Origin of the sequence: Franzmannia qiaohouensis (assembly GCF_031451695.1) — a bacterium.
Classification (GTDB): domain Bacteria; phylum Pseudomonadota; class Gammaproteobacteria; order Pseudomonadales; family Halomonadaceae; genus Franzmannia; species Franzmannia qiaohouensis.
In genome coordinates this window covers 37,510-61,217 of record NZ_JARWAM010000003.1, presented here as the reverse complement: position 1 = coordinate 61,217, position 23,708 = coordinate 37,510, and the positions used below count along the sequence as shown (strand labels likewise).

Genomic DNA, 23,708 nt, shown 5'->3' with positions numbered 1-23,708 from the left:
CGATGCAATTCATTCGCGCTGTTCGCGTTGCTCTGCCATTCTGAGCTAACATAGGAGGTTGCGGCCAAGCGCCGTGTCTTATCTTTCAGCAAAGGGAGGAGCTAGAGTCATGCCTCATTCACTGCCCGATTTGCCTTACGCTTACGACGCGCTGGAACCGCACATCGACGCGATGACCATGGAAATTCACCATTCGCGTCACCACCAGACCTACGTCAACAACCTCAATGCCGCCCTGGAGGGCACTGGCTTCGAGGAGACGCCGGTCGATGAGCTGATCTCCAATCTCGACAAGCTTCCCGACGACAAGCGCCAGCCGGTGATCAACAACGGCGGCGGCCACTCCAACCACTCCAAGTTCTGGGAAATGATGTCTCCCCAGGGCGGTGGCCAGCCCAAGGGCCAGGTGGCAGCCGCCATCGACGAGCAGCTGGGCGGCTTCGATGACTTCAAGGATGCCTTCAAGAAGGCTGCCTTGGGCCGCTTCGGTAGCGGCTGGGCCTGGCTCAGCGTGACCCCGGAGAAAAAGCTGGTGGTTGAGAACACGCTTAACCAGGACAGCCCGCTGATGCACGGCAACACGCCGGTGCTCGGTCTGGACGTCTGGGAGCATGCGTACTACCTGAAGTTCCAGAACAAGCGCCCGGACTACATCGAGGCGTTCTTCAACGTGGTCAACTGGGATGAGGTCGAGCGTCGCTACCAAGCGGCAATCGCCTGATTCTCGACTGACAGCGTAATACTGAGCGCCGCGGCCATCTGGCCGCGGCGTTCTGTTGTGTGTTTCTCGCCACCTTTCTTGATCTCCGTTAAGGTCTCGTCGGCGCAGCCGGCTAGACTGGCCTTGCCCGCGTACCGCCCGCTATCAGGGCGCCTCGCGCCTCGTCGCCTGGCTACCGCATGCGGGGGTGTGTTTGGCCAATAGGCACTATATATTGATTTCCTCATGGCAGGATTCACCAGATATGGTGTATCCTATGGGTCGTCGGCCAAGCCATACTTGCCTTGATTTGTAAGGGAACGATAACCATGAAGATTGAGATTTACAGCAAGCCCGCCTGCGTTCAGTGCACCGCCACCTACCGCGCGATGGACAAGCAGGGGCTCGACTATGAGGTCATCGATCTGAGCCAGGACCCCAGTGCCCGCGAAACCGTGGAAGGCCTTGGCTACCGTCAGCTGCCGGTTGTTGTGGCCGGTGACGACCACTGGTCGGGTTTCCGTCCGGATCGCATTCAGGCGCTGGCGTAAATCGGGCTCGAGGTCACGGCAGGAGATCATCATGCTGGCTGAGCAGAGGCACCAACAGCCGAGCGCTGAGCACGCTCGAGGCGAGCTGGTCTATTTCTCGACCAAGTCGGGTAATACCCAGCGCTTCGTCGAGAAGCTCGGTCTGCCGGCGCGGCGCATCCCGCTGAGCCGCGATGAGCCGCCGCTGCGCGTGACCCAGCCCTACATCCTGATCACCCCCACCTACGGTGGCGGCAGCGCCGACGGCGCGGTGCCCAAGCAGGTGATCCACTTTCTCAACGATGCGCACAACCGCGGCCTGATTCGCGGCGTGATTGCGGCCGGCAACACCAACTTCGGCGCCGCCTTCGGCCTGGCCGGGCGCATCGTTGCCGACAAATGCGGCGTGCCGCTGCTATATCGATTCGAACTGCTGGGCACGCCGGACGACGTGGCCAGGGTTCAACAGGGAGTAGATGCGTTTTGGAAACGACAGCCATGAGCGAGATTCACCGGCCCGCCGGCCAAAGCGAGGGTGGACGCACGCTCGACTACCACGCCCTCAACGCCATGCTCAATCTGTATGGGCCGTCGGGCGAGCTGCAGCTGGACCGCGACCGTGAAGCGGCGCGCCAGTACTTCCTGCAGCACGTCAACCAGAACACCGTGTTCTTCCACTCGCTGGAAGAGAAGCTCGACTACCTCATCGAGGAGAGCTACTACGAGCCCCAGGTGCTCGAGCAGTACGAGCGCGCCTTCATCAAGTCGCTGTTCGAGCAGGCCTACGCCTACAAGTTTCGCTTCCCGAGCTTCCTCGGCGCCTTCAAGTACTACACCAGCTATACGCTGAAGACCTTCGACGGCAAGCGCTACCTGGAGCGCTACGAGGATCGCGTGTGCATGGTGGCGCTGAGCCTGGCCCGCGGCGACGAGACCCTGGCCCGGGCGCTGGTCGACGAGATCATCAGCGGCCGTTTCCAGCCCGCCACGCCGACCTTCCTCAACTGCGGCAAGCGTCAGCGCGGCGAACTGGTGTCGTGCTTCCTGCTGCGCATCGAGGACAACATGGAGTCCATCGGCCGCGCCATCAACTCGGCGCTGCAGCTCTCCAAGCGCGGCGGCGGGGTGGCCTTCCTGCTCAGCAACATCCGCGAGTTCGGCGCGCCGATCAAGCGCATCGAGAACCAGTCGTCGGGCATCATCCCGATCATGAAACTGCTCGAGGACGCCTTCTCCTACGCCAACCAGCTGGGCGCGCGACAGGGCGCCGGGGCGGTCTATCTCAACGCCCACCACCCGGATATCCTGCGTTTCCTCGACACCAAGCGCGAGAACGCCGACGAGAAGATCCGCATCAAGACGCTGTCGCTGGGCGTGACCATCCCCGACATCACCTTCGAGCTGGCCAAGCGCAACGAGGCGATGTACCTGTTCTCGCCCTACGATGTCGAGCGCGTCTACGGCGTGCCGTTCGGCGATATCAGCGTCACCGAGAAGTACCACGAGATGGTCGACGACTCGCGCATCCGCAAGTCCAAGATCAACGCCCGGGAGTTCTTCCAGATACTGGCTGAGGTGCAGTTCGAGTCGGGCTATCCCTATGTGATGTTCGAGGACAACGTCAACCGCGCCAACCCCATCGCCGGGCGCATCAACATGAGCAACCTCTGCTCGGAGATCCTCCAGGTCAATACGCCGAGCCTCTACGACGACGACCTCGGCTATCGCCATACCGGCGAGGATATTTCCTGCAACCTGGGCTCGATGAACATCGCCAAGGTGATGGATGCCGGCGATATCGGCACCAGCGTCGAGATCGCCGTGCGCGGCCTCACCGCGGTATCGGAGATGAGCCACCTCTCCTCGGTGCCGTCGATCGCCGAAGGCAACGCCCACTCCCGCGCCATCGGCCTGGGGCAGATGAACCTGCACGGCTTCCTGGCTCGCGAGCACATCTACTACGGCTCGGAAGAGGGGCTGGATTTCACCAACCTCTACTTCTGCTGCGTGGCCTACCACGCCCTGCGCGCCTCCAACCGCCTGGCCATCGAGCACGGCACGGCCTTCGCCGGCTTCGCCGACTCCGACTACGCCAGCGGCGTGTTCTTCGACAAGTACACCGAGCGTGAGTGGCAGCCACGTACCGAGAAGGTCCGTGGACTGTTCGAGCGTGCCGGCATCGCCATTCCTAGCCAGGCAGAGTGGCAGTCGCTCAAGGCCTCGGTGATGGAGCACGGCCTCTATAACCGCAACCTGCAGGCGGTGCCGCCGACCGGCTCGATCTCCTATATCAACCACTCCACCTCGAGCATTCACCCGGTGGCAGCCAAGATCGAGATTCGCAAGGAGGGCAAGCTGGGCCGTGTCTACTACCCGGCGCCCTACCTAAATGATGACAACCTGGCCTACTACCAGGATGCCTACGAGATCGGCCCGGAGAAGATCATCGACACCTACGCCGAGGCGTCGCAGCACGTCGACCAGGGCCTGTCGCTGACGCTGTTCTTCCCCGATACGGCCACCACGCGGGACATCAACAAGGCGCAGATCTACGCCTGGCGCAAGGGCATCAAGACGCTCTACTACGTGCGCCTGCGCCAGAGCGCCTTGGAAGGAACGGAAGTCGAGGGCTGCGTCTCCTGCAGCCTCTAGCGGCATGGCTAGCCTGCGGCGAGATGAGCGCCGGGACAGCTCATCGTCTACCGGCGTCCATACTTCCTAGCCTTGCTTGTTTAACACGAGATTGAGATATGACTAACGCACATGCAGCACAGGGCACGGCGCCGCGCCTATCGCGGGTCGATGCCATCAACTGGAACCGCCTCCAGGACGACAAGGACCTGGAGGTATGGAACCGGCTGACCAGCAACTTCTGGCTGCCGGAGAAGGTGCCGCTATCCAACGACATCCAGTCGTGGAACACCCTCACGCACCAGGAACAGCAGCTGACCATCCGCGTCTTCACCGGCCTGACGCTGCTCGACACCATCCAGAGCAGCGTCGGCGCCCCGACGCTGATGCCGGATGCGCGCACGCCCCACGAAGAAGCGGTCTACGCCAACATCGCCTTCATGGAAGCGGTGCACGCGCGCTCCTACAGCTCGATCTTCTCGACGCTGTGCACCACGCGGGACGTGGACGACGCCTTCCGCTGGAGCGAAGAGAACCCGACCCTGCAGGCCAAGTCGGACCTGATCCTCGAGCGCTACCGCGCCGATGACCCGCTGATGCGCAAGGTCGCCAGCGTGTTCCTCGAGTCGTTCCTGTTCTACTCGGGCTTCTACCTGCCGATGTACTGGTCGAGCCACGCCAAGCTGACCAACACCGCCGACCTGATCCGCCTGATCATTCGCGACGAGGCGGTGCACGGCTACTACATCGGCTACAAGTTCCAGCAGGCCCTGGCCGAGGCCACGCCGGAGCGCCAGGCGGCGGTCAAGGAGTATGCCTACGAGCTGCTGCTGGAGCTCTACGACAACGAGGTCAAGTACACCGAGTCGCTCTACGACGAGGTGGGGCTGAGCGAGGACGTCAAGAAGTTCCTCCACTACAACGCCAACAAGGCGCTGATGAACCTCGGCTTCGAGGCGCTGTTCCCGAGTAGCGTCACCGACGTCGACCCGACCATCCTCGCCGCGCTCTCGCCCAACGCCGACGAGAACCACGACTTCTTCTCCGGCTCCGGCTCCTCCTACGTGATCGGCAAGGCGGTGGCCACCGAGGACGAAGACTGGGCGTTCTGACCGCGCCCCCAGGCCGCCGCACGGCGGCCTTCCCTCCAATCCGCCAAGAGAACCCCTGTGAGTCCTGCACAGCCTTCCCGCAGCAGCAGTAGCTTCCATGCCCTGGTGCGTCTGCTGCGCTATGCCCGCGGCTACCGGCGGCGGATCATCGCCGCCACCAGCTGCTCGATCATCAACAAGATCTTCGATATCGCTCCCGAGATCCTGATCGGCGTGGCCATCGACGTGGTGGTCAACCAGGAGCGCAGCTTCGTCGCCCGGCTCGGCTTCACCACGCCCCAGGAGCAGATCATGATCCTGGCGGTGCTGACCTTCTTCATCTGGGCCGGCGAGTCGATCTTCGAATACCTCTACCAGATCCTGTGGCGCAACCTGGCCCAGCGGCTGCAGGCCGACCTTCGTCAGGACACCTACGAGCACGCCCAGCGATTGGATATGGCGTTCTTCGAGGCACGCAGTTCGGGGCAACTGGTGGCGACCATGAACGACGACGTCAACCAGCTCGAGCGCTTCCTCGACGGCGGCGCCAACGCCCTGGTGCAGGTCGGGGTCACGGTGGTGGCAGTGGGGGCGGTGTTCTTCGTCATATCACCGCTGATCGCGCTGCTGGCCTTCACCCCGATTCCGCTGATCGTGTGGGGGGCGTTCTACTTCCAGCGCAAGGCTGGGCCGCTCTACAGCGATGTGCGCGAGAAGGTCGGCGACCTTTCCAGCCGGCTCTCCAACAACCTCGCCGGCATCGCCACCATCAAGAGCTTCACCAGCGAGGCCCGTGAGGCCGAACGCCTGCGCGTGGCCAGCGAGGCCTACGTGCAGGCCAACCGCCGTGCGATTCGGGTCAGCTCGGCCTTTATTCCGGTGATCCGCATGGCGATCCTGGCCGGCTTCCTTGCCACCTTCACCGTGGGTGGGATGATGGCGCTGCGCGGCGACCTCAACATTGGCGCCTACGGCGTGCTGGTGTTCCTTACCCAGCGCCTGCTGTGGCCGCTAACCGGCCTAGCCGAGGTGATCGACCTGTTCGAGCGTGCCATGGCCAGCACCCGGCGGATTCTCGACCTGCTCCAGGTGCCGATCACCGTACGCGACAACGCCACGCGCGAGCTGTCTCAGCCGGTACGCGGTGCGGTGAGTTTCGATGCGGTCAGCTTCCACTACGCCAGCAGCGGGGCAGGGGTCGAGGCGGTCAGCCTCGAGGTGCCGGCGGGCACCACCCTGGCGCTGGTGGGCGCCACCGGTTCCGGCAAGTCGACGCTGATCAAGCTGCTGCTGCGCTTCTACGACCCCGAACAGGGCGAAGTGCGCGTCGACGGCCAGCCGGTGCAGAGCGTCAGCCTGGCCTCGCTGCGCGGCGCCATCGGTCTGGTCAGCCAGGACGTCTACCTGTTCGAGGGCTCGATACGCGACAACATCGCCTACGGCAGGCCCGAGGCCAGCGACGCCGAAGTGCTCGAGGCGGCGCGCACCGCCGAGGCCTGGGAGTTTATCGAGGCGCTGCCGCAGGGGCTCGAGACGCCGGTAGGGGAGCGCGGCATTCGCCTCTCGGGCGGCCAGCGCCAGCGGCTATCGCTGGCCCGGGCGCTGCTCAAGGACTCGCCGATCCTGATCCTCGATGAAGCCACCAGCGCGGTGGACAACGAGACCGAAGCCGCCATTCAGCGCTCGCTGAAGCGAATTGCCCACGGCCGCACGGTGATCATGGTCGCGCACCGCCTCTCGACCATCGTCCACGCCGACGAGATCGCGGTGGTGCATCGTGGCCAGGTGGTCGAGCGCGGCTCGCACGCTGCGCTGCTGGAGCGCGACGGCTTCTATGCCGCCCAGTGGCGGGTGCAGACTGGCGCGGCCCGTGCCGAGGACGTGCCGCTCGCCTAGCCAGCAGGCAAGCGGCTAGCGATTGACCAGGATGGCGTTCAGCGCCACCGGCACCTCGTCGCCGATGCGCTGATAGCCGAGCAGACTAAGCACGCTGCGCATGGTGGAGTTCGCCATGATCTCCTGGCCGTCCAGCGCCACCGGCTCGGCGGTGGTTACGCGCACCGTGTTGAGGTCCTCGCGGGTGAAGCGCAGGTCCACCGGCTCCTGCTGAAGATTGCCGTCGGCGCGCACGCTGAAGATCAGCGTCTCGACCATTGATTCGCCGATATCCAGCGCGTCGAGACGCTCCGGCGGCAGCTGCGTATTCAGGGTCGCCAGCGGCATGTCGGTGATGCCGGAAAGCCACGGCGGTAGCGGCCCCAGGCGATCCAGCGCGTCGGTCTGGTTGAGGCGCAGCGGCAGCGTCAGGATGCCATCCGCGGAAATATCGCCGCGCAGCTCGCGCACGCGGTGCTGATGCTCCACCGGGCCGTTATCGGTCAACTCGACGATGGTCGCCTCGACCTGCGAGCGCTCGGGGTCGAGCTGCCAGTCGGCATGGGCGGGCAGGGCGATGAGCAGGGCAAACAGGGCAAGATAGGCTTTCACATGAGTCTCCCGGTCGATGACACAGCAAAGACACGCCAGCGCCGGAAAAGTGCCCCATTCCCGCAATCCACGCGCGCCTATGCTGGCCTCACCCATCGGCATTCGCTATCATACGCCCGCGCGCCGACGCGCCCCTCCCTGATGGGCCTATAGCTCAGTTGGTTAGAGCAGGGGACTCATAATCGATTAGTCGAGGCCTGAAGGAAGCGTTAGAATTACCACCTTCGAAGCCTTGGCTTGCGAAGGTAAAATCAGAAAAAGGGCCTATAGCTCAGTTGGTTAGAGCAGCCGACTCATAATCGGTAGGTCGCAGGTTCAAGTCCTGCTGGGCCCACCAAACACCACAGGATTGCCGTAAAGGTACAGTTTCGGTACAGTGCTGAATCAAAAGGACTGTACCGAGACCCCATGGCAACACTGGTCAAGACCCCCTCTGGCACCTGGAAAGCCGTCATCCGCAAGAGCGGCTTTCCCACCGCAACCAAGACCTTCCGCACCAAACGGGATGCGGAGGATTGGTCACGTCGAACTGAAGACGAAATGGTGCGAGGCGTATACATCCAGCGGGCTCCTGCCGAGCGACTCACCGTTGCCGATGCCCTCAAGCGATACCTGGCTGAAGTCTCCCCGACCAAACGCCCCACCTCGGCAGCCAGCGATGCCCGTCACGCCAAGCCCCTGATCAAGCACCTTGGTAAATACTCCCTTGCCGCCCTGACGCCAGAGATCATCGCCAAGTACCGGGATGAGAGACTGGCGGGCCTGGATAGGAAGGACGCCAAAGGAAAACCAGATCCCAAGCCCCGCTCCCCGAACACTGTTCGACTCGATTTGGCGTTGCTGGGCCACATGTTCAACACAGCCATGAAGGAATGGGGTATCGGCCTGACCTACAACCCGGTGCAAAGCATTCGGCGGCCTTCGCCGCCGCCAGGCCGGGAGCGTCGCTTGACCCATGAGGAAGAGCAGCGCCTGCTGGCTGCCGTGGATGCACACACCAACCCCATGCTGGGGTGGATCGTCCGTATCGCCTTGGAAACGGGCATGCGCTCGTCGGAGATCACCACCCTACGCAGAAGCCAGGTAGACCTGAAACGGCGCATTGTGCGCCTTCTGGAGACCAAGAACACCACGCCCCGCACGGTACCCCTCAGCAATACAGCGGTGGAGGTCTTCCGGCAGGCGTTGGCCAACCCGGTGCGCCCCATTGACACTGACCTGGTGTTCTTTGGAGAACCGGGCCAAGACGGCCAGCGGCGACCCTACAACTTCAACAAGGTCTGGTTGAACACCAAAGAAAGCATTGGCCTGAAAGAACTCCGCTTTCATGACCTTCGCCATGAGGCTGTTAGTCGGTTTGTCGAAGGCGGGCTGAGCGATCAGCAGGTTGCCGCGATCAGTGGGCACAAGTCCATGCAAATGCTCAAGCGCTATACCCACCTACGGGCCGAAGATCTGGTAGACCAACTCGATGCCATCGAGCAGCGGCGCTCGCAGAAACCCAGGAAGGGATGACCAACCCGAGCCGGTAAAGCCTTCCCTACCAGAACGCCACACACCGTCGAGCCCAACAGGGCGAGTAAGTTACAGCATTCGGAACGGCCCCAGTTTACTGGCGGTCTGACGAATGCCTATCCTGCCCGCTGGCAAGGCAGCACTTCAGCGACACAGCCGGAATTTGGAGAGCAACACTTACTGGAATGAGCGAGAATACGGAATATTTATAATATTTTTGCATATTAACCATGCTTTTAATCGTTTCGTTCTATTGAGTGTCTTTAATCTGTCCCTGTCCTGTCGCTAATGTGGCGCTAATGTGTCTTTAGTGCTTTATTTTCAATAACTTACGATATATCGTAAGTATACAAACCAGCCCGATATTCATAACCTTCGTAAGGCAAGTATCAATTACGGAGGATTACACAATGACTATCGAGGATTCCCTTCTCGACCGTTTTGGCCCACTACTGAGCCTTCCCCAACTGGCCACTGTTCTTGACCGCTCACCAGACGGCCTACGCATCAGCCTGCGAACAAACAACCCCTGGGCAACAGAAATCAACCAGGCAAAGCTGAAAGTCGGTCGGCGTGTTTATTTCCGCACTTCGCAAATTGCCGAGCTGCTGGACAGTGACCGGCTCTGCGGCGATAGGGGGTGAGACATGGCGATTGATCTGATGTGGGCTTTTGAGAATGAACCGCCGCCCTTGGACTTCATCTGGTCCGGCTTTCTATCAGGCACCGTGGGGGCTCTGGTTGCGCCTGGCGCGACAGGAAAAAGCTACTGGGCGCTTGAGGCGGCAATGTGTATCGCAAGCAGTGTTCCTGGTGGCGACATTCTGCAGCTAAATCCATCCAAAACAGGGCGGGTGATCTACCTCGCAGGCGAAGATCCAGAGCCCGTATTGCTGCGGCGTATCCATGCTATAGGCAAGCATCTGAGCCCTGCCGCCAGAGCAGCCATAGCAAAGAATCTGGTGCTGGAATCAATAATGGGTAAGGGACTCAACATCATGGATGAACGCCACATGCAGAAGATTCTGGACTTTTGCCATGGCGCTCGCTTGATTGTCCTCGACACCCTGAGTCGGGTTCACCATCTCGATGAAAACAGCAATGGTGAAATGGCCCAACTGGTGTCTCGTCTGGAACAGATTGCCTATCTCACTGGCGCTTCAGTGCTCTACCTGCACCATGTAAACAAGAACAGCGCCCGTGACGGCCAAACCGGACAGCAGCAAGCGGCCCGAGGTGCCTCAGCGTTGATCGACAATGCTCGCTGGTGCGGCTTTGTCGAACGGATGACGGAGGAGAAGGCCGAGCTTTTGAGTGATCGCACCTTTGATCGTCGCCCAATTGGTAATGACCGGCGTAAATATTTCTTGCGGTTCGGTTCCAGCAAAATCAATTACGGTGAAGAGCTGGATGAACGTTGGTACGAGCGCCAGGCAGAAGGCGTGTTGATACCAGTCGAGCTAGTCCCTGCAAAACAAGAAAACGCCAAAAAGGGGCGGGCCACGAATGTCTACACCGGCTGAAAACCTCACTCGCGTTGAATATGCCCGCTGTGACCCGGCTTTATGGCTTGTTTCATTGTTTCGTACCATGTATCGCGGTCGCCGCCCTGGCGGCCTTACAATCGAACATGAGCACAACGGGCTTAAGTTGAAGTTCAATGTCTGGCGGGCACTGGATGCCCGCGATCAATCTGTTTTGCTGGCAACGATCGCATTGGCAGGCGTGCTAGGCAGGCAGGAGTTACATGCAGGTATTCGTCATTGCAGAGCACAGCAGCTTTGGCAACGGCTACAACCCGAAGATCTGGCGCTAATGGATCAGGCTATAGTGGTCAAAACGACCCGCTACGCGCTGTTGCAGGCCGCAGGTATGGCAGACGGCAAGGCCGAATACAATCGGCTGGAGGACTGTCTGGAGCGCCTTAGCATGGTGGGCTGCCGTGTCCGCAAGGACGACTACGACTGGTCAATGCGTTTACTGTCCTACGCTGAAACGCCCGAGGGGCAGCTACATATCGCCTTGAATTCACGTCTTGCCGAGGCGCTGTCCGGGCATCATGTCTATGTGTCGCTGGTTGAGCGCCGGGCATTGCTTAGTGATGCCGCCCAGCTCACCCATGCGTGGCTGTCGGCATGGCTTAGACAGGGAGCCAGCAACAGTATCCGGCTTGACCGGCTGGCTGAAAAGGTCTGGGGGCCGCCCAGCAAGTCTATTGCCACCAACCGCAAACGCAGAGAACGAATCGGCAAAGCGCTATATGATATCGGCAAACTGCATGGCTGGCAGGTACTGATCGAGGGCCGGGGAGCTACTGCGAAAGCGACCATCAAACGCCCACGGTCAATCGAGCGCGAGTAGTATCGTATCAACGGTCACGCTCTACCGTATTAACAGTCACGTTTTACCGTATTAACGGTCACGTCTAGGCTTCCAAAAAATCGCTGGAAAGCCCGCCAATACTGGCTTTCCGCGACCTCGCCAAAATCCGTACTAGTAGTTACTAAGAACTACTACCTGCGCGGCACAGCCCGCGCCTGGAAGGCGCGAGCTGGCCTTGCTGATTGAACGCCAAAAAGAAGGCTTCCACCCCGCGCCCACTCCGAGCCCTTATGACTGCCCGGCCTGTTTCGTGAGCAGGTGAAACGGCGCTGAAAGCACACCCTTACCATAAGAATAATCAGAATATTATTCTTCTTATTATTATGGATGGGCTGACCATGCTGATTTCGACGCCAAGGCAAGCCCCCCCCTTTTTGGCGTTAAAACGCCGGGCAGCGCCCGGCACAGTCAGTACTGGTGAAGAGTTTTTCAGCGAGGAGGGGGCGATTATGCGTAGGGGGGTCCGATTATGCGTACCGCCCCTACGCGCCAGATAGCCTCAATGGCCACGATCAGGCATCAAGGTTGCTGCGGCGATCTTGGGGTTCTGGCCGCCAGGAGACGGCTTTCATAATGAAGGGATAGCATACCGGCAGCATCAGCCAGGCAATCCATGACCCGGTGATAGCGAAGCCGACCAGCAAAAGCGCTATCCCCAACCAGGCTAGCAAATACCAAACAGGGGCTTGCGGGCGTTCATTGATCATCGTTCAGTCTCCGTGCAGGTGACATGTAGGGCTGCTCTGAGCCGCCATGCTCGCTACTTGCCGATTCAAAGGGGGGGCGATTATGCGTGGCTTGGGGGGTCTGATTATGCGTACTGCCGCCATCAGAAGGCGATGCACCTCGGATAGTGCCGCTCATGGCACCGGTCTGGCCGTTGCCCTGCTGGCCACCCGTATGGGCCGGCTCGCCGCCTTCCGACATGCCGAGCCGTTCAGCCCGAAGCTTCTGCGCCATCGAACCACCGAAGGAACCATGACTGGCGTTGTAGTCACCCATGATCTTGCCCCCCAGGGTTTCACCTGCCGCCTTCGTCAGGTTCTTCATGGTCTGACCGGCGTGGGCCATGCGCCCAGCCCCCGATGTAGCACTGACCGCCGATGAACCACCACCAGGCATGGAAAGCGGCCCTGTTCCAGCGCTTGGTGAGGTACCACCGGCTGACGAACCACCTGCTTGAGCGCCCAGGAATGAACTGCCGCCCGATGACCCACCACCGGGAGCTGCCGCCGAAGCGAGCGCACCACCGCCGCCGAGCTGCTCACCAGCCAGCTTTGAAGCCTCACGTATGGCCATAGTGCCGCCCGCCGCGCCTACAGCAGCCCCTACAGCGACAGACCCGGCAGCCCTTGCCATACCGCCTACAGTCGGCGTTGCACTGCCGAGAGAAGCCCCGTTGATGATTCCCTGAACCGCGTCAGGAATCATCTTCACCAGAATGGCCATCATCAAAAGCACACCAATGATGGCGAGAATGGCCCGGAACGACTCGTGATCCTGATTCACAGCCCACTGGTGGATAAACTGCTCACCCGCGCCGATGACCAGGAACATGACATAGAGTTTGGCACCGATGCTGATGGTGTAGGTGATGTACTTTTTGGCGTAATCCGCCGTCCACTGCGAACCGCCAAAGCCTAGCAGAACAATTCCTGCAGCCGTGACCACGTACATTTCAGCGAGCACGAAGAAGGCATAAGCGGCAATCAGCGTGTACAAGATCACAACGGGTAACGCCAGGATGGTGTAGGCAATCCGGCTCAAGCCACTGCCTGCCGAAATAACATCGCCCCCGAGGGTAAAGCCGCGCTCCAGGATCTCCGGCACACTCAGGCTCAAGCTGGTACTGGTAGCCTGACCGCCGATCCATATCCAGCCCTTGATCATGGTTTCCGCCAACTGCTGGCCACCCTGGATCAGAAACAGGAAGAACCCGGTGAAGATCACCAATCTGACGAACTCAGCCACGAACTCGCCCAAATCGGCATTTCGCAGCACCATCTGGCTGGCTGACCAGGTATATGAAATCACCGCAAGCGATAGCAGCAGCCAGGTCGCTACTTGCTGCAACGGGGCGTACCACAAAGCTACAGAGTCTCGGAACCCCTCTTGAAGGTCGCGGACTATATCGCCATCAGATGCGGCCACAGGCCCGCTAAGCAGCACCAGACCAGCATAGAGCAACGGATATAGCCAAGGTCTCATTGCCCATCCTCCCCGGCTCCTGAGCCGAACAGATCATCACTGGTGATAGGACGCTGCGAAGATGGCAGGCTTTCACGCGGAGCTGTCGCACGCTCCCAGGCAGCATCTTCTTCCGCCTTATCGGTCTGCCACAAGGCCGCTGCGGTTGCGATAGACGCCATGAGCCCAGCAATCACAATCAGAATTTTGGTATTGGTATTCATTGCTCACTCCTCAAAACAAGTCATTGGCCTGGATCGGCTGCTGGGTATCAGGATTGTTATTACGCGGCGCAACTGCGCGATGCCAGGCAGAATCGTCCTCTGCTTGCCGGTCCACTTGACCACCTACATGGGTGGCCTGTAGCTGAATTTGAGCCATTTGAAGCTGCCGGAGCTTCTGGAGCTGTTCCACCTGCATGGCAGCGATAGAGCCCCCCGCCTGGAGCAGTTGCTTAGTACCTGCTGCACTTTCCATTTGCGCTTCAATGGTGCGAAGCGCGGAGTCTTCCCGGTCAAACTGCTGGGCCTGGAGACCAGCCGCCCGGAGCGCCCCGCGCACGCTGTCATGGTTAGATTGAGACCAATCCCGGTACCGCTCTGCCAATGCATCATGGTTGCCTTGCTGGCGTTGAGCGTAGTATTCGAAGTCGCGGTATTCTCGCTGATAGTCTTCGTCGATCTGCCCAGAGCTATAAGCCACAGCCCGGCCTGTGGCCACGATGCTGGCCAGTGCCTGGAGATCCGCCAAAGCTTGTTGCTTGATGTGGTTGGGCAGGTTACGGAAGTTCTCATACATAATTTCATACTGCCGAATTTGATAGGCCAGGTTTTCCGCTTCCTTGATGGCTATATCCAGCAACTCGGCGTTGTTCAGAAGTTGTGTTATTTCCGTAGCCCCACCAGTCAGGCCGCCGCCACCTGAAAAAGCGGGAGGTGAAGCAGTAAAAGTCGCAATTAATAAAAAAATAGCCGCTCGCTTAAACATCGTTTTTCTCCTTGATGTACTTCCTTACGTAAACAGAGAACTGGTTGTATTTAATTTGGAGTTCACCCTTCTTGTGCAGAAGAGACCAAACATCCATGGCGGTATAACCTTGATTCAAGGCTTCCTCTATCTCTTCCATATGTTTCAAGAAAACAACTTTCCCGCTGCCCAGTGAACTTTTCTTTTTGGCAGCATTAAGTTCTTCCAACAATCCCATAGGCGTAATCCTCGTGTCACACCACTGGGATGATAAATGCTGGGGGCGATTCGAGCACTTACGACATATCGCAAGTTATTGAACAAAAAGAGGTTGCGCCACATTAGCGACACAATAAGGACACATTAACGACAGTGCAGGGACACTTTAGCGACACACGTGGAGTGATAGTTATCAATCTGTCTTTTTATATTGATAAATATTCTATATTGCAGAAGATGTATTGGCCGGATTGTCTTTTTTTGGTGAGTGTGTCCGTATGTCGTCGCTATAAGGTCGCGTTGGATGCGGGCAGGATAGGTATTTGCTATACCGCCGCAAGCGTCGGCCTAGCAAATCCATGAACTTACTCGCCCTGACGGGCTCGACGCTATCCTGCTCTCCGAGGGGGAATACCGCTGCCGCGTCACGCCTTGTTAAGATGCAGTCAGGGTCATACAATGAATGCATTGAATGCAATGGGAGACGCTTCCAATGGCCATGCTGACTGTTCGCAACCTTCCTGATGAGGTACACCGTGCCTTGCGCGTCCGTGCAGCTCTGCATGGGCATAGCATGGAAGCCGAGGTACGCGAGATCCTGGAGGCTGCTGTCGCGCCCGAGGGGCGGGTCAAGCTGGGCTCTCTGCTGGCCGACATAGGTAAGCAGGCCAAGCTAACCGACAACGAGTTTGCCGTGCTTGAGCAAGTCCGTGACAAGACGCCAGCCAAACCGGTGAACTTTGAATGATCCTGCTCGACACCCACGTTATCTCCGAGCCACTGCGCCGGGAGCCAGAGCCTGGTGTTATCGGGTGGATCGACGCACAGGCTCTGGAAACCCTCTACCTGTCCGCCATCACAGTGGCAGAGCTACGGTCGGGCATCGCCCTGCTTCCGGCAGGAAAGCGCCGTACCGGCTTGCTTGAGAGCCTGGAACGGAGAGTGCTGCCGCTATTTACCGGGCGTGTACTTCCGTTTGATCTCCCCTGTACCCAAACCTACGCCGAGCTTATCGCCAAGGCTCAAAAGGCCGGGCTGGCGATTGCTACGGCTGACGGCTTTATTGCTGCTACAGCGGCAGCCAACGGCCTTGCGGTGGCCACACGAGATACCGGCCCTTTTGAGGCGGCAGGTGTAGAAGTGATTAATCCATGGGGCGAAGCGGGATGAACGCAGTAGAAATCGAAGCCGCAATATCCGATCTGGCACAGCAGCCCTTTGACCCGGCTGAGTTCCCATATGCCTTCCTGGAGGCCTTCGGCAACAAGGCTACCACCATCAAGCGGCTCCGCTCGGGCGCATCAAACAAGTCCGATCTTGGCGGCGTGTTGCAGACAAACAATATCCATATCGCTGTGGCTGATGGCGGAGCAGTTACGCAAACACTTGAAGCTCTCAAGGCCAGCCCAGCGACCAGCCGGGCCAAGGCGCGCTTCATCCTGGCTACTGATGGCGTGGACTTCGAAGCTGAAGATTTGGAGAACGGGGAAACAGTCGCCTGCACCTACGAAGCCTTTCCTGACCATTTCGGCTTCTTCTTACCGCTTGCCGGTATAAGCACCGTTAAGCAATTACGGGATAGCTCTTTTGATATTCGCGCAACCAGTCGCCTGAACCGGCTGTATGTGGAGCTGCTGAAGGACAACCCGGATTGGGGCACCGAGCATCAACGCCACGAGATGAATCACTTCATGGCGCGCCTGATCTTCTGTTTTTTTGCAGAGGACACCGATATTTTCTCCGGTAGCGGCCTGTTTACCGATACCGTCGCGCGAATGAGCGCCCGGGATTCTGCCAACACCCACGAGGTGATCAGCGAAATCTTCCATGCAATGAATACCAAACAAGCCGAGCGTGCCGCAGCAGGCATTCCACGCTGGGCTGATGGCTTTCCCTATGTTAATGGTGGCCTGTTCTCGGGCAGTGTTGAAGTACCGCGCTTCAGCAAAATTGCTCGCTCCTACCTGCTACACATCGGCGGCCTGGACTGGACCCAGATTAACCCCGATATTTTCGGTTCCATGATCCAGGCAGTTGCCGACGACGAAGAGCGTGGCTCCCTGGGCATGCACTACACCAGTGTGCCCAACATCCTGAAAGTGCTGAATCCGTTGTTCCTGGATGACCTGCGTGAAAAGCTTGAGGAAGCGGGCGATAACCCCCGCAAGTTACTGAATTTACGCAACCGTATGGCCAAGATCCGCGTGTTCGATCCAGCCTGTGGCTCGGGAAATTTTCTGGTTATCGCCTACAAGCAAATGCGGGCCATCGAAGCCGACATCAATCAACGTCGCGGCGAGCCAAACCGGCCAACAGACATTCCGTTGACCAACTTCCGAGGGATCGAGCTGCGGGATTTTTCCGCAGAAATCGCCCGGCTTGCATTGATTATTGCCGAATACCAGTGTGACCTGCTGTATCGCGGCAAAAAATTGGCACTGGCCGAGTTCTTACCGCTGGATTCGGAAAACTGGATTACCTGCGGCAATGCATTACGCCTGGACTGGCTGAGTATCTGCCCGCCAACAGGAACCGGCGTCAAGCTGCATGCAGATGATCTCTTTGAATCCCCGCTTGATCAAGCTCAAATTGACTTCGAGAATGAGGGAGGGGAGACCTATATCTGTGGAAACCCTCCTTATCTTGGGTCAACGTGGCAGACCAAAGAGCAAAAACAGGACCTTGACCGCATTTTTGGCAGTCGTACCAAAACTTGGAAGACTCTAGATTATGTGGCTGGTTGGTTTATGAAGGCCGCCGACTATGGCCTGCATACGCCAACTGTAGCCGCCTTCGTCACAACGAATTCGATATGCCAAGGACAGCAAGTTTCAATCCTTTGGCCGCTAATTTTTGACACAGGGCATGAGATTGTATTTGCTCATACCAGTTTCAAGTGGGCTAATTTAGCCAGCTACAACGCAGGCGTGACTGTTGCCATTGTTGCTATTGCAAACAACCTTCAAAGCACCAAAAAAATTTACTCGCTATCGAATGCGAACCAAACCGCCCTAAAAGAAGTCGATACGATAAATGCTTATCTCGTTGCCGGAAAAAATATCATTGTTTGCCCGACCGATAGAATAATGAGTGGGCTGAGCAAAATGGACAATGGAAACAAGCCGGTTGATGGAGGGCATCTTCTGCTAGAGCCCGACGAAGTACCTATCCTACTTCTAAACGAAGAAGAAAAATCTCTGTTCATACGCCGCTATGTAGGGTCCCAGGAATTGATAAATGGGAGGTTGAGATATTGTATTTGGATAACTGATGCGAATCGGGAACGGGCGGAAAATATTCCATCAATTAACAGGCGTATCGCTCTTGTGCGTGATGAGCGCTTAAGAAGCACTAAAAAAATGACGCGGGATACCGCAGAGCGGCCTCATGCATTCCAACAGGTGCGGCAAACTGGCGATGAGACCCTCCTTGTTGTCCCCCGAGTTAGTTCCGAAAATCGTGATTACCTTCCATGTGCAATAATGGAGCCGGGTGCAATTATGTCCGATAAGGTTTTCGCTCTCTACGATGCGCCGCTTTGGAACTTGGCACTGATAGTCTCTCGTCTGCATTGGGTCTGGATTGGAGCAGTCTGCGTACGTTTAGAAATGCGATTTAGCTATTCCAACACATTGGGCTGGAACACCTTCCCAGTGCCAACCCTGACCGAGAAGAATAAAGCCGATCTCACCCGTTGCGCCGAGAACATCCTACTGGCACGAGAAGCCCATTTCCCGGCCACCATTGCAGATCTTTACGACCCGGAAAAAATGCCCGCCGATTTGCGCCACGCCCATGAGCAGAACGATGAGGTGCTGGAACGGATCTATATTGGGCGCCGTTTCAAGAACGATACAGAGCGCCTGGAAAAGCTGTTTGACCTGTACACTAAAATGACGGCTACGCCCAATTCAGCTGCCAAGGCGAAACGGGAAGCATCCTGATGGGTCACTACTCGCTGTTTCAAATGTGGGAACCTCACCGACAGTCCCTAATCAAGGGTCATCTTTTCTACGTGGAGCAAGCAAGGAAGCGGCTTTTATCACAGTTTAATGATATCGAGGGTGAAGCAGATAAAGCCGCCGAATCCTGGCTTGATGCAAACAAAACCCGCTTTGACCCTGACTTTCATGACCCAGGTGACTTTTATGAAAGTGCTCGGGATGAAGGAATTGAGTTCTACCAGCTTCTCTATGAAATGCGCGACCGCACCCGGCTAAGTGTTGTCGCTGGTATGTATCACGAGTGGGACAAGCACCTGCGTAAATGGCTCACAGACGAAATCCGTCATTGGCATTCTGGTGAAGCGGTTTCTGGGAAAGTATGGACTGTCGATTTTGGGAAATTGGCAGACCTTATGGACAGCCTTGGCTGGAGGGTTCGTGACCAGGCTTACTTTCTAAAACTTGATGCCTGCCGCCTGGTGGTCAACGTGTATAAGCATGGCAAGGGCAACTCCTTCGACGAACTGAAAGAAAAGTACCCTGAGTATCTTCCCGACCTATTGAGTAAGATTAGCGAGGATTTTTTAGGCTTGGGTTATCTGGACTACACGCATCTAGTAGTGAGCGAGAGCCAGCTTCAGGGCTTCTCTGATGCCATCGTCGCCTTCTGGAAAAATGTACCTAAAGATATTTTAGATCATGAAGACTTGGAAATGCCTGATTGGTTCGCAAGAGCCATTTCGGTTGACCAGCAGACTGCGAGTCACCAACAAGGAGGCCTGAACCCATGAGCGAGCTGATTCTGTACACCACGGATGATGGCCGAACCCAACTCCACCTTCGGGTGGAGGGTGACAGCATCTGGCTCAGTCAGCTGGAAATAGCCGAGCTGTTCCAGACCACCAAGCAGAATGTCTCGCTGCACGCCAAAAATATATTCGAAGACAATGAGTTAGATCCAGAGGCAACTGTCAAGGAATCCTTGACAGTTCAATCCGAGGGCAACCGCCAGGTCAATCGGAAGATCAGTTACTACAACCTCGACCTTATCCTGGCTATCGGCTATCGCGTCCGTTCGTCTCGCGGCGTCCAGTTCCGTCAATGGGCCAGTACGCACCTCAAGGAGTTCCTGCTGAAGGGCTTCGTAATGGATGACGAGCGTCTGAAGAACCCCGGTGGCTGGGATTACTTCGATGAGCTGCTGGAGCGCATCCGGGACATTCGGGCCTCGGAAAAGCGCTTCTATCAGAAGGTCCGTGATCTCTTTGCACTCAGTTCGGATTACCAGGCCCGTGAGCGAGAGACCTCCCAGTTCTTTGCCGAGGTGCAGAACAAACTGCTGTACGCCACCACCGGCCATACCGCCGCCGAGCTGATCCTGAAGCGTTCGGACCCCGACCAGCCCAACATGGCCTTGACCAGTTGGAGCGGTTCACGAGTACGCAAGCAGGATGTCATCGTGGCCAAGAACTATCTGACAGCTGACGAGATCGACACACTCAACCGGCTGGTGGTGATCTTCCTGGAGCAAGCGGAACTGCGGGTCAAGCAGCAGAAAGAGCTGACCTTGGACTTCTGGCGCAACAACGTCGACAAGATGCTGGCATTCAATGATCAACCCATTCTTGCAGGTGCAGGCTCCGTCAGCCGCGAGAACATGGAGCGGATCGCCCGTGAACGTTATGAGGTTTTCGACCAGAAGCGGCGCATTGCGGAGGCCCAGGCCGCCGATGCCGCTGATCTGAAGGAAATCGAACAACTGGAACAAGACCTCAAACACAAGGGCAAGAAGCCCTGACAGGTATCGCATTATGACCAAAATAGTACCCTCAGTTTCCGTCTCGTATGCCAGCAATGGCAGCTCAGCAAAGTCGAATGCGCTGGGTATGCGCCCTATGCAGGAGCGTGCCTACGAGCGCCGGGGTGAACAATACCTGTTGATCAAGTCACCGCCCGCCTCGGGTAAGAGCCGTGCCCTGATGTTTATTGCCCTGGACAAGCTGCACAACCAGGGCCTGAAACAGGCCATCATCGTTGTACCGGAAAAGTCCATCGGTTCCAGCTTCAATGACGAACCACTCAGTGACTATGGCTTCTGGGCGGACTGGCATGTAGAACCCAAATGGAATCTGTGCAACGCGCCGGGCTCCGACAATGGCGGCAAAGTCAAATCCCTGGGCGCGTTTCTGGAAAGCGATGACAAGGTACTGGTTTGCACCCATGCTACCTTCCGCTTTGCGGTAGACCAGTTTGGCGTTGCAGCCTTCGATGACCGTCTGATCGCCGTGGATGAGTTCCACCACGTTTCGGCCAACCCAGATAACAAGCTCGGTGCGCATCTTGGCGACTTCATAGCCCGCGACAAGGTGCATATCGTCGCTATGACCGGCTCATACTTCCGAGGTGATGCCGAAGCCGTTCTGGCACCACAGGATGAGTCACGCTTTGATACCGTCACCTACACCTATTACGAGCAGCTGAACGGCTACGAGCATTTGAAGCAGCTCGATATCGGCTATTACTTCTATTCCGGCTCCTACGCCGATGACATCCTCAAGGTGCTCGATCCTGCTGAGAAGACCATTGTTCACATCCCTAACGTCAATTCCCGTGAAAGCACCAAGGACAAGATCCGTGAGGTAGAGCACATCATCGAGGAGCTGGGGGAGTGGCAAGGGGCTGATCCAGTGACAGGCTTTCAGCTGGTTAGAACCAGCGAAGGCAGGCTGCTGAGAATCGCCGACCTGGTGGATGATGATCAGGCCAAGCGTGACCGTGTTTCCAGCGCGCTGAAAGATCCAACGCAGAAAAACAACCGTGACCACGTGGACATCATCATTGCCCTGGGCATGGCCAAGGAAGGTTTCGACTGGATCTGGTGTGAGCACGCGCTGACTGTGGGCTATCGCTCCAGCCTGACTGAAATCGTGCAGATCATCGGCCGCGCCACGCGGGATGCGCCGGGCAAAACGCGGGCCCGCTTCACTAACCTGATTGCCGAACCGGATGCTGCCGAGCAGGCCGTGACGGAAGCCATCAACGACACGCTGAAAGCCATTGCCGCCAGCCTGCTGATGGAGCAGGTACTGGCCCCACGCTTCGAGTTCAAGCCAAAGAACCCAACCAGCGGCCAGCAGGAAGGCTTCGACTATGGTGAAGGTGGCTATGACCCCAGCAAATGCAACGTGGGCGTGAATGAGGAAACCGGCAAGTTCCAGATTGAGATCAAGGGGCTGGCTGAGCCCAAAAGTGAGGAAGCCACCCGAATCTGCCAGGAAGACCTGAACGAGGTGATTGCTGGTTTCGTTCAGGACAAGACGACCATCGAGCGCGGGCTGTTCGACGAGGAACTGGTGCCTGAAGAGCTGACCCAGGTACGCATGGGCAAGATCATCAAGGACCGCTACCCCAACCTGGACGAGCAAGACCAGGAGGCTGTGCGTCAACACGCCATTGCCGCCCTGAACCTAACCCAGCAGGCCAAGCAATTGCTCGTCGGTGGTGAGGCTATTGATATCGGAAGCAACGAACCCAAGCCAAACACAGCGCTGATTGCTGGTGTGCGCAAGTTCGCCATGGACGTGCGGGAGCTCGATATTGACCTGATTGATCGCATTAACCCCTTCAGTGAGGCTTACGCAATCCTGGCCAAGACCATGAGTGAAGAGAGCCTCAAGCAAGTGGCTGCGGCCATCTCAGGTAAACGCACGAACCTGACGCCAGAAGAGGCGAAAGACCTAGCCCTGCGGGCGGTGAAGTTCAAGAAAGAACGAGGCCGATTGCCGTCAGTCAGCTCTCAGGATGCCTGGGAACAGCGCATGGCCGAAGGTGCTGCCGCATTCGTTCGCTTTAAAGATGAGGGTCGCTATGATTGATCTGGACGAATTGCGCTCCGAGTTGGATGAGTTCGCCCAGCCGGAGAAAAAGAAGGGATTGTCCGCCAAGGAAGAGCGCATCATTGCCGGCTTTGAAGAGATTCAGCGCTTTGTAGAAGAGCATGGCCGAGCCCCTCAGCATGGCGAAGACAATGACATCTTTGAACGGCTTTACGCCGTGCGGCTGGACCGCATTCGAGCGCTTGAGGAATGCCGCGACCTGGTAACACCCCTTGATCATCAGGGCCTGCTCGATGGCACCTATGCCAATGAAGCTGAAACCATAGATGCCATGGACGATGATGCACTGCTTGCTGAGCTGGCCGGTGCTGTAGGTGCACCGGAGCTGACTCAGCTGAAACACGTTCGCTCCACTACCGAGAAGCGCGCCGCTGAAGAAATCGCGAACCGAGAGAAGTGCGAGAACTTTGCGACCTTCGAGCCATTGTTTGAGCAGGTAGATCGCGAGCTGAAAGCCGGTGTGCGTATCACGCGCCCCTTCGGCAAGAACTCCACTATCGAGGTGGGCCAGTGGTTCATCCTGGATGGGCAAACTGCCTACGTGGCTGATGAGGGTGAGGAATTCGATTCCCCCCAAGGCAAGAAAGATGCTCGACTGCGCGTGATTTTCTCCAACGGCACGGAAAGCAACCTTTTGCGTCTGTCCCTAGTCAGGGCGCTTTACAAGGATGAATCCAGCCGCCGCATCACAGAACCTGATGCTGGGCCATTGTTCAGTGAAACCTGGGAAGATGATGACATAGAAAGCGGAACAATCTATGTATTGCGCAGCCTGTCTGAACATCCGTTCGTTGCCGAGCATCGCGAACTGATTCACAAGATAGGCGTGACAGGTGGCAAGGTTGAAACCCGCATTGGCAACGCCGCACACGACGCCACCTACCTGCTAGCCGATGTAGAAGTGGTTGCCACTTATAAGTTGGCCGGTATCAATCGTAAGAAACTGGAAGCGCTGTTCCACCGCATCTTTGCCCCAGCTCAGCTTGATCTCACGATCCAGGATCGCTTCGGGCACCCGGTCAAGCCTAGAGAGTGGTTCTTGGTGCCACTGCATGTTATTGATGAGGCTGTGCAGCGGGTTTGTAATGGTACTATTACATCCGTAGTTTACGAACCAAGTAAAGCCAAGCTGCTTATTATGGACTGAATTTTCAAAGAAC

The 23,708-nt window shown here is 57.7% G+C and carries 23 protein-coding genes and 1 tRNA gene; 18 read left to right on the top strand and 6 right to left on the bottom strand.

Annotated elements, in window-relative coordinates:
• Positions 1–109 precede the first annotated feature (109 nt).
• The 6 genes from QC821_RS04485 (at position 110) to QC821_RS04460 (ending at position 6,848) form a co-directional block, all read left to right on the top strand.
• Entirely contained in the window at positions 110–721 is a 612-nt protein-coding gene (locus QC821_RS04485; protein WP_309717575.1) for a superoxide dismutase, read from the top strand.
• Between the two features lie 308 nt (positions 722–1,029).
• Positions 1,030–1,251: a glutaredoxin-like protein NrdH gene (gene nrdH / locus QC821_RS04480; protein WP_076746613.1), complete on the top strand. Its 222-nt coding sequence runs from the start codon at positions 1,030–1,032 to the stop codon at positions 1,249–1,251.
• Positions 1,252–1,282: 31 nt separating this feature from the next.
• On the top strand, positions 1,283–1,732 hold the full coding sequence (gene nrdI / locus QC821_RS04475) for a class Ib ribonucleoside-diphosphate reductase assembly flavoprotein NrdI (protein WP_309717570.1): 450 nt from the start codon (positions 1,283–1,285) through the stop codon (positions 1,730–1,732).
• Positions 1,729–3,882, top strand: coding sequence for a class 1b ribonucleoside-diphosphate reductase subunit alpha (gene nrdE, locus QC821_RS04470; RefSeq protein ID WP_309717567.1), 2,154 nt, complete (start codon positions 1,729–1,731; stop codon positions 3,880–3,882). Before nrdI ends, nrdE begins: the two co-directional genes overlap by 4 nt.
• Before the next feature lie 98 nt (positions 3,883–3,980).
• Complete coding sequence (gene nrdF / locus QC821_RS04465; protein WP_309717564.1) at positions 3,981–4,973, top strand: class 1b ribonucleoside-diphosphate reductase subunit beta; 993 nt, start codon at positions 3,981–3,983, stop codon at positions 4,971–4,973.
• Positions 4,974–5,030: 57 nt separating this feature from the next.
• Positions 5,031–6,848: an ABC transporter ATP-binding protein gene (locus tag QC821_RS04460; protein ID WP_309717561.1), complete on the top strand. Its 1,818-nt coding sequence runs from the start codon at positions 5,031–5,033 to the stop codon at positions 6,846–6,848.
• A 15-nt stretch (positions 6,849–6,863) separates the two neighbouring features.
• Here QC821_RS04460 and QC821_RS04455 read toward each other — a convergent pair whose 3' ends face one another.
• Positions 6,864–7,439: a hypothetical protein gene (locus QC821_RS04455; RefSeq protein ID WP_309717559.1), complete on the bottom strand. Its 576-nt coding sequence runs from the start codon at positions 7,437–7,439 to the stop codon at positions 6,864–6,866.
• A gap of 260 nt (positions 7,440–7,699) precedes the next feature.
• Here QC821_RS04455 and QC821_RS04450 point away from each other — a divergent pair.
• From QC821_RS04450 to repC, 5 genes are all read left to right on the top strand, one after another.
• Positions 7,700–7,776 (top strand) — tRNA-Ile (locus QC821_RS04450).
• 71 nt (positions 7,777–7,847) lie between these two features.
• Positions 7,848–8,954 (top strand): site-specific integrase, encoded by a 1,107-nt coding sequence (locus QC821_RS04445; RefSeq protein ID WP_309717556.1) that lies wholly within the window; start codon positions 7,848–7,850, stop codon positions 8,952–8,954.
• Positions 8,955–9,364: 410 nt separating this feature from the next.
• Positions 9,365–9,598, top strand: a complete 234-nt coding sequence (locus QC821_RS04440; RefSeq protein WP_044387770.1) for a hypothetical protein — start codon at positions 9,365–9,367, stop codon at positions 9,596–9,598.
• Positions 9,599–9,601: 3 nt separating this feature from the next.
• Entirely contained in the window at positions 9,602–10,477 is an 876-nt protein-coding gene (locus QC821_RS04435; protein WP_309717549.1) for a helicase RepA family protein, read from the top strand.
• A complete protein-coding gene (gene repC, locus QC821_RS04430; protein ID WP_309717546.1) occupies positions 10,461–11,315 on the top strand; it encodes a replication protein C, IncQ-type in 855 nt (284 codons plus the stop codon). The genes QC821_RS04435 and repC overlap by 17 nt, the downstream gene beginning before the upstream one ends.
• 533 nt (positions 11,316–11,848) lie before the next feature.
• Here the strand turns inward: repC and QC821_RS04425 are convergent.
• Genes QC821_RS04425 through QC821_RS04405 form a run of 5 tightly spaced genes read right to left on the bottom strand, consistent with a single transcriptional unit; the run spans position 11,849 to position 14,727 of the window.
• Positions 11,849–12,043, bottom strand: coding sequence for a hypothetical protein (locus tag QC821_RS04425; RefSeq protein WP_309717543.1), 195 nt, complete (start codon positions 12,041–12,043; stop codon positions 11,849–11,851).
• The gene (trbL, locus tag QC821_RS04420) at positions 12,033–13,544 is read right to left on the bottom strand and encodes a P-type conjugative transfer protein TrbL (protein WP_309717540.1); all 1,512 of its coding nucleotides are present in this window, start codon (positions 13,542–13,544) and stop codon (positions 12,033–12,035) included. The genes QC821_RS04425 and trbL overlap by 11 nt, the downstream gene beginning before the upstream one ends.
• Positions 13,541–13,747 carry a hypothetical protein gene (locus QC821_RS04415; protein WP_309717537.1) on the bottom strand — a complete coding sequence of 69 codons (207 nt, stop codon included), beginning with the start codon at positions 13,745–13,747 and terminating at the stop codon, positions 13,541–13,543. Before QC821_RS04415 ends, trbL begins: the two co-directional genes overlap by 4 nt.
• Positions 13,748–13,757: 10 nt before the next feature.
• Positions 13,758–14,510, bottom strand: a complete 753-nt coding sequence (gene trbJ / locus QC821_RS04410) for a P-type conjugative transfer protein TrbJ (RefSeq protein WP_309717534.1) — start codon at positions 14,508–14,510, stop codon at positions 13,758–13,760.
• Entirely contained in the window at positions 14,503–14,727 is a 225-nt protein-coding gene (locus QC821_RS04405) for a TraK family protein (protein ID WP_309717531.1), read from the bottom strand. The genes trbJ and QC821_RS04405 overlap by 8 nt, the downstream gene beginning before the upstream one ends.
• 474 nt (positions 14,728–15,201) lie before the next feature.
• Here QC821_RS04405 and QC821_RS04400 point away from each other — a divergent pair, with 474 nt between their 5' ends.
• The 7 genes from QC821_RS04400 to QC821_RS04370 are packed head-to-tail and all read left to right on the top strand — an operon-like array spanning position 15,202 to position 23,695.
• Complete coding sequence (locus QC821_RS04400) at positions 15,202–15,456, top strand: FitA-like ribbon-helix-helix domain-containing protein (protein ID WP_309717528.1); 255 nt, start codon at positions 15,202–15,204, stop codon at positions 15,454–15,456.
• Positions 15,453–15,878 carry a type II toxin-antitoxin system VapC family toxin gene (locus QC821_RS04395; protein ID WP_309717525.1) on the top strand — a complete coding sequence of 142 codons (426 nt, stop codon included), beginning with the start codon at positions 15,453–15,455 and terminating at the stop codon, positions 15,876–15,878. Before QC821_RS04400 ends, QC821_RS04395 begins: the two co-directional genes overlap by 4 nt.
• Entirely contained in the window at positions 15,875–18,652 is a 2,778-nt protein-coding gene (locus QC821_RS04390; RefSeq protein WP_309717523.1) for a class I SAM-dependent DNA methyltransferase, read from the top strand. The genes QC821_RS04395 and QC821_RS04390 overlap by 4 nt, the downstream gene beginning before the upstream one ends.
• Complete coding sequence (locus QC821_RS04385; RefSeq protein ID WP_309717520.1) at positions 18,652–19,443, top strand: hypothetical protein; 792 nt, start codon at positions 18,652–18,654, stop codon at positions 19,441–19,443. Before QC821_RS04390 ends, QC821_RS04385 begins: the two co-directional genes overlap by 1 nt.
• The gene (locus QC821_RS04380) at positions 19,440–20,450 is read left to right on the top strand and encodes a virulence RhuM family protein (RefSeq protein WP_309717516.1); all 1,011 of its coding nucleotides are present in this window, start codon (positions 19,440–19,442) and stop codon (positions 20,448–20,450) included. Before QC821_RS04385 ends, QC821_RS04380 begins: the two co-directional genes overlap by 4 nt.
• Positions 20,451–20,463: 13 nt before the next feature.
• On the top strand, positions 20,464–22,527 hold the full coding sequence (locus tag QC821_RS04375; protein WP_309717513.1) for a DEAD/DEAH box helicase: 2,064 nt from the start codon (positions 20,464–20,466) through the stop codon (positions 22,525–22,527).
• Complete coding sequence (locus QC821_RS04370) at positions 22,520–23,695, top strand: GIY-YIG nuclease family protein (protein WP_309717510.1); 1,176 nt, start codon at positions 22,520–22,522, stop codon at positions 23,693–23,695. The genes QC821_RS04375 and QC821_RS04370 overlap by 8 nt, the downstream gene beginning before the upstream one ends.
• Positions 23,696–23,708: the final 13 nt, after the last annotated feature.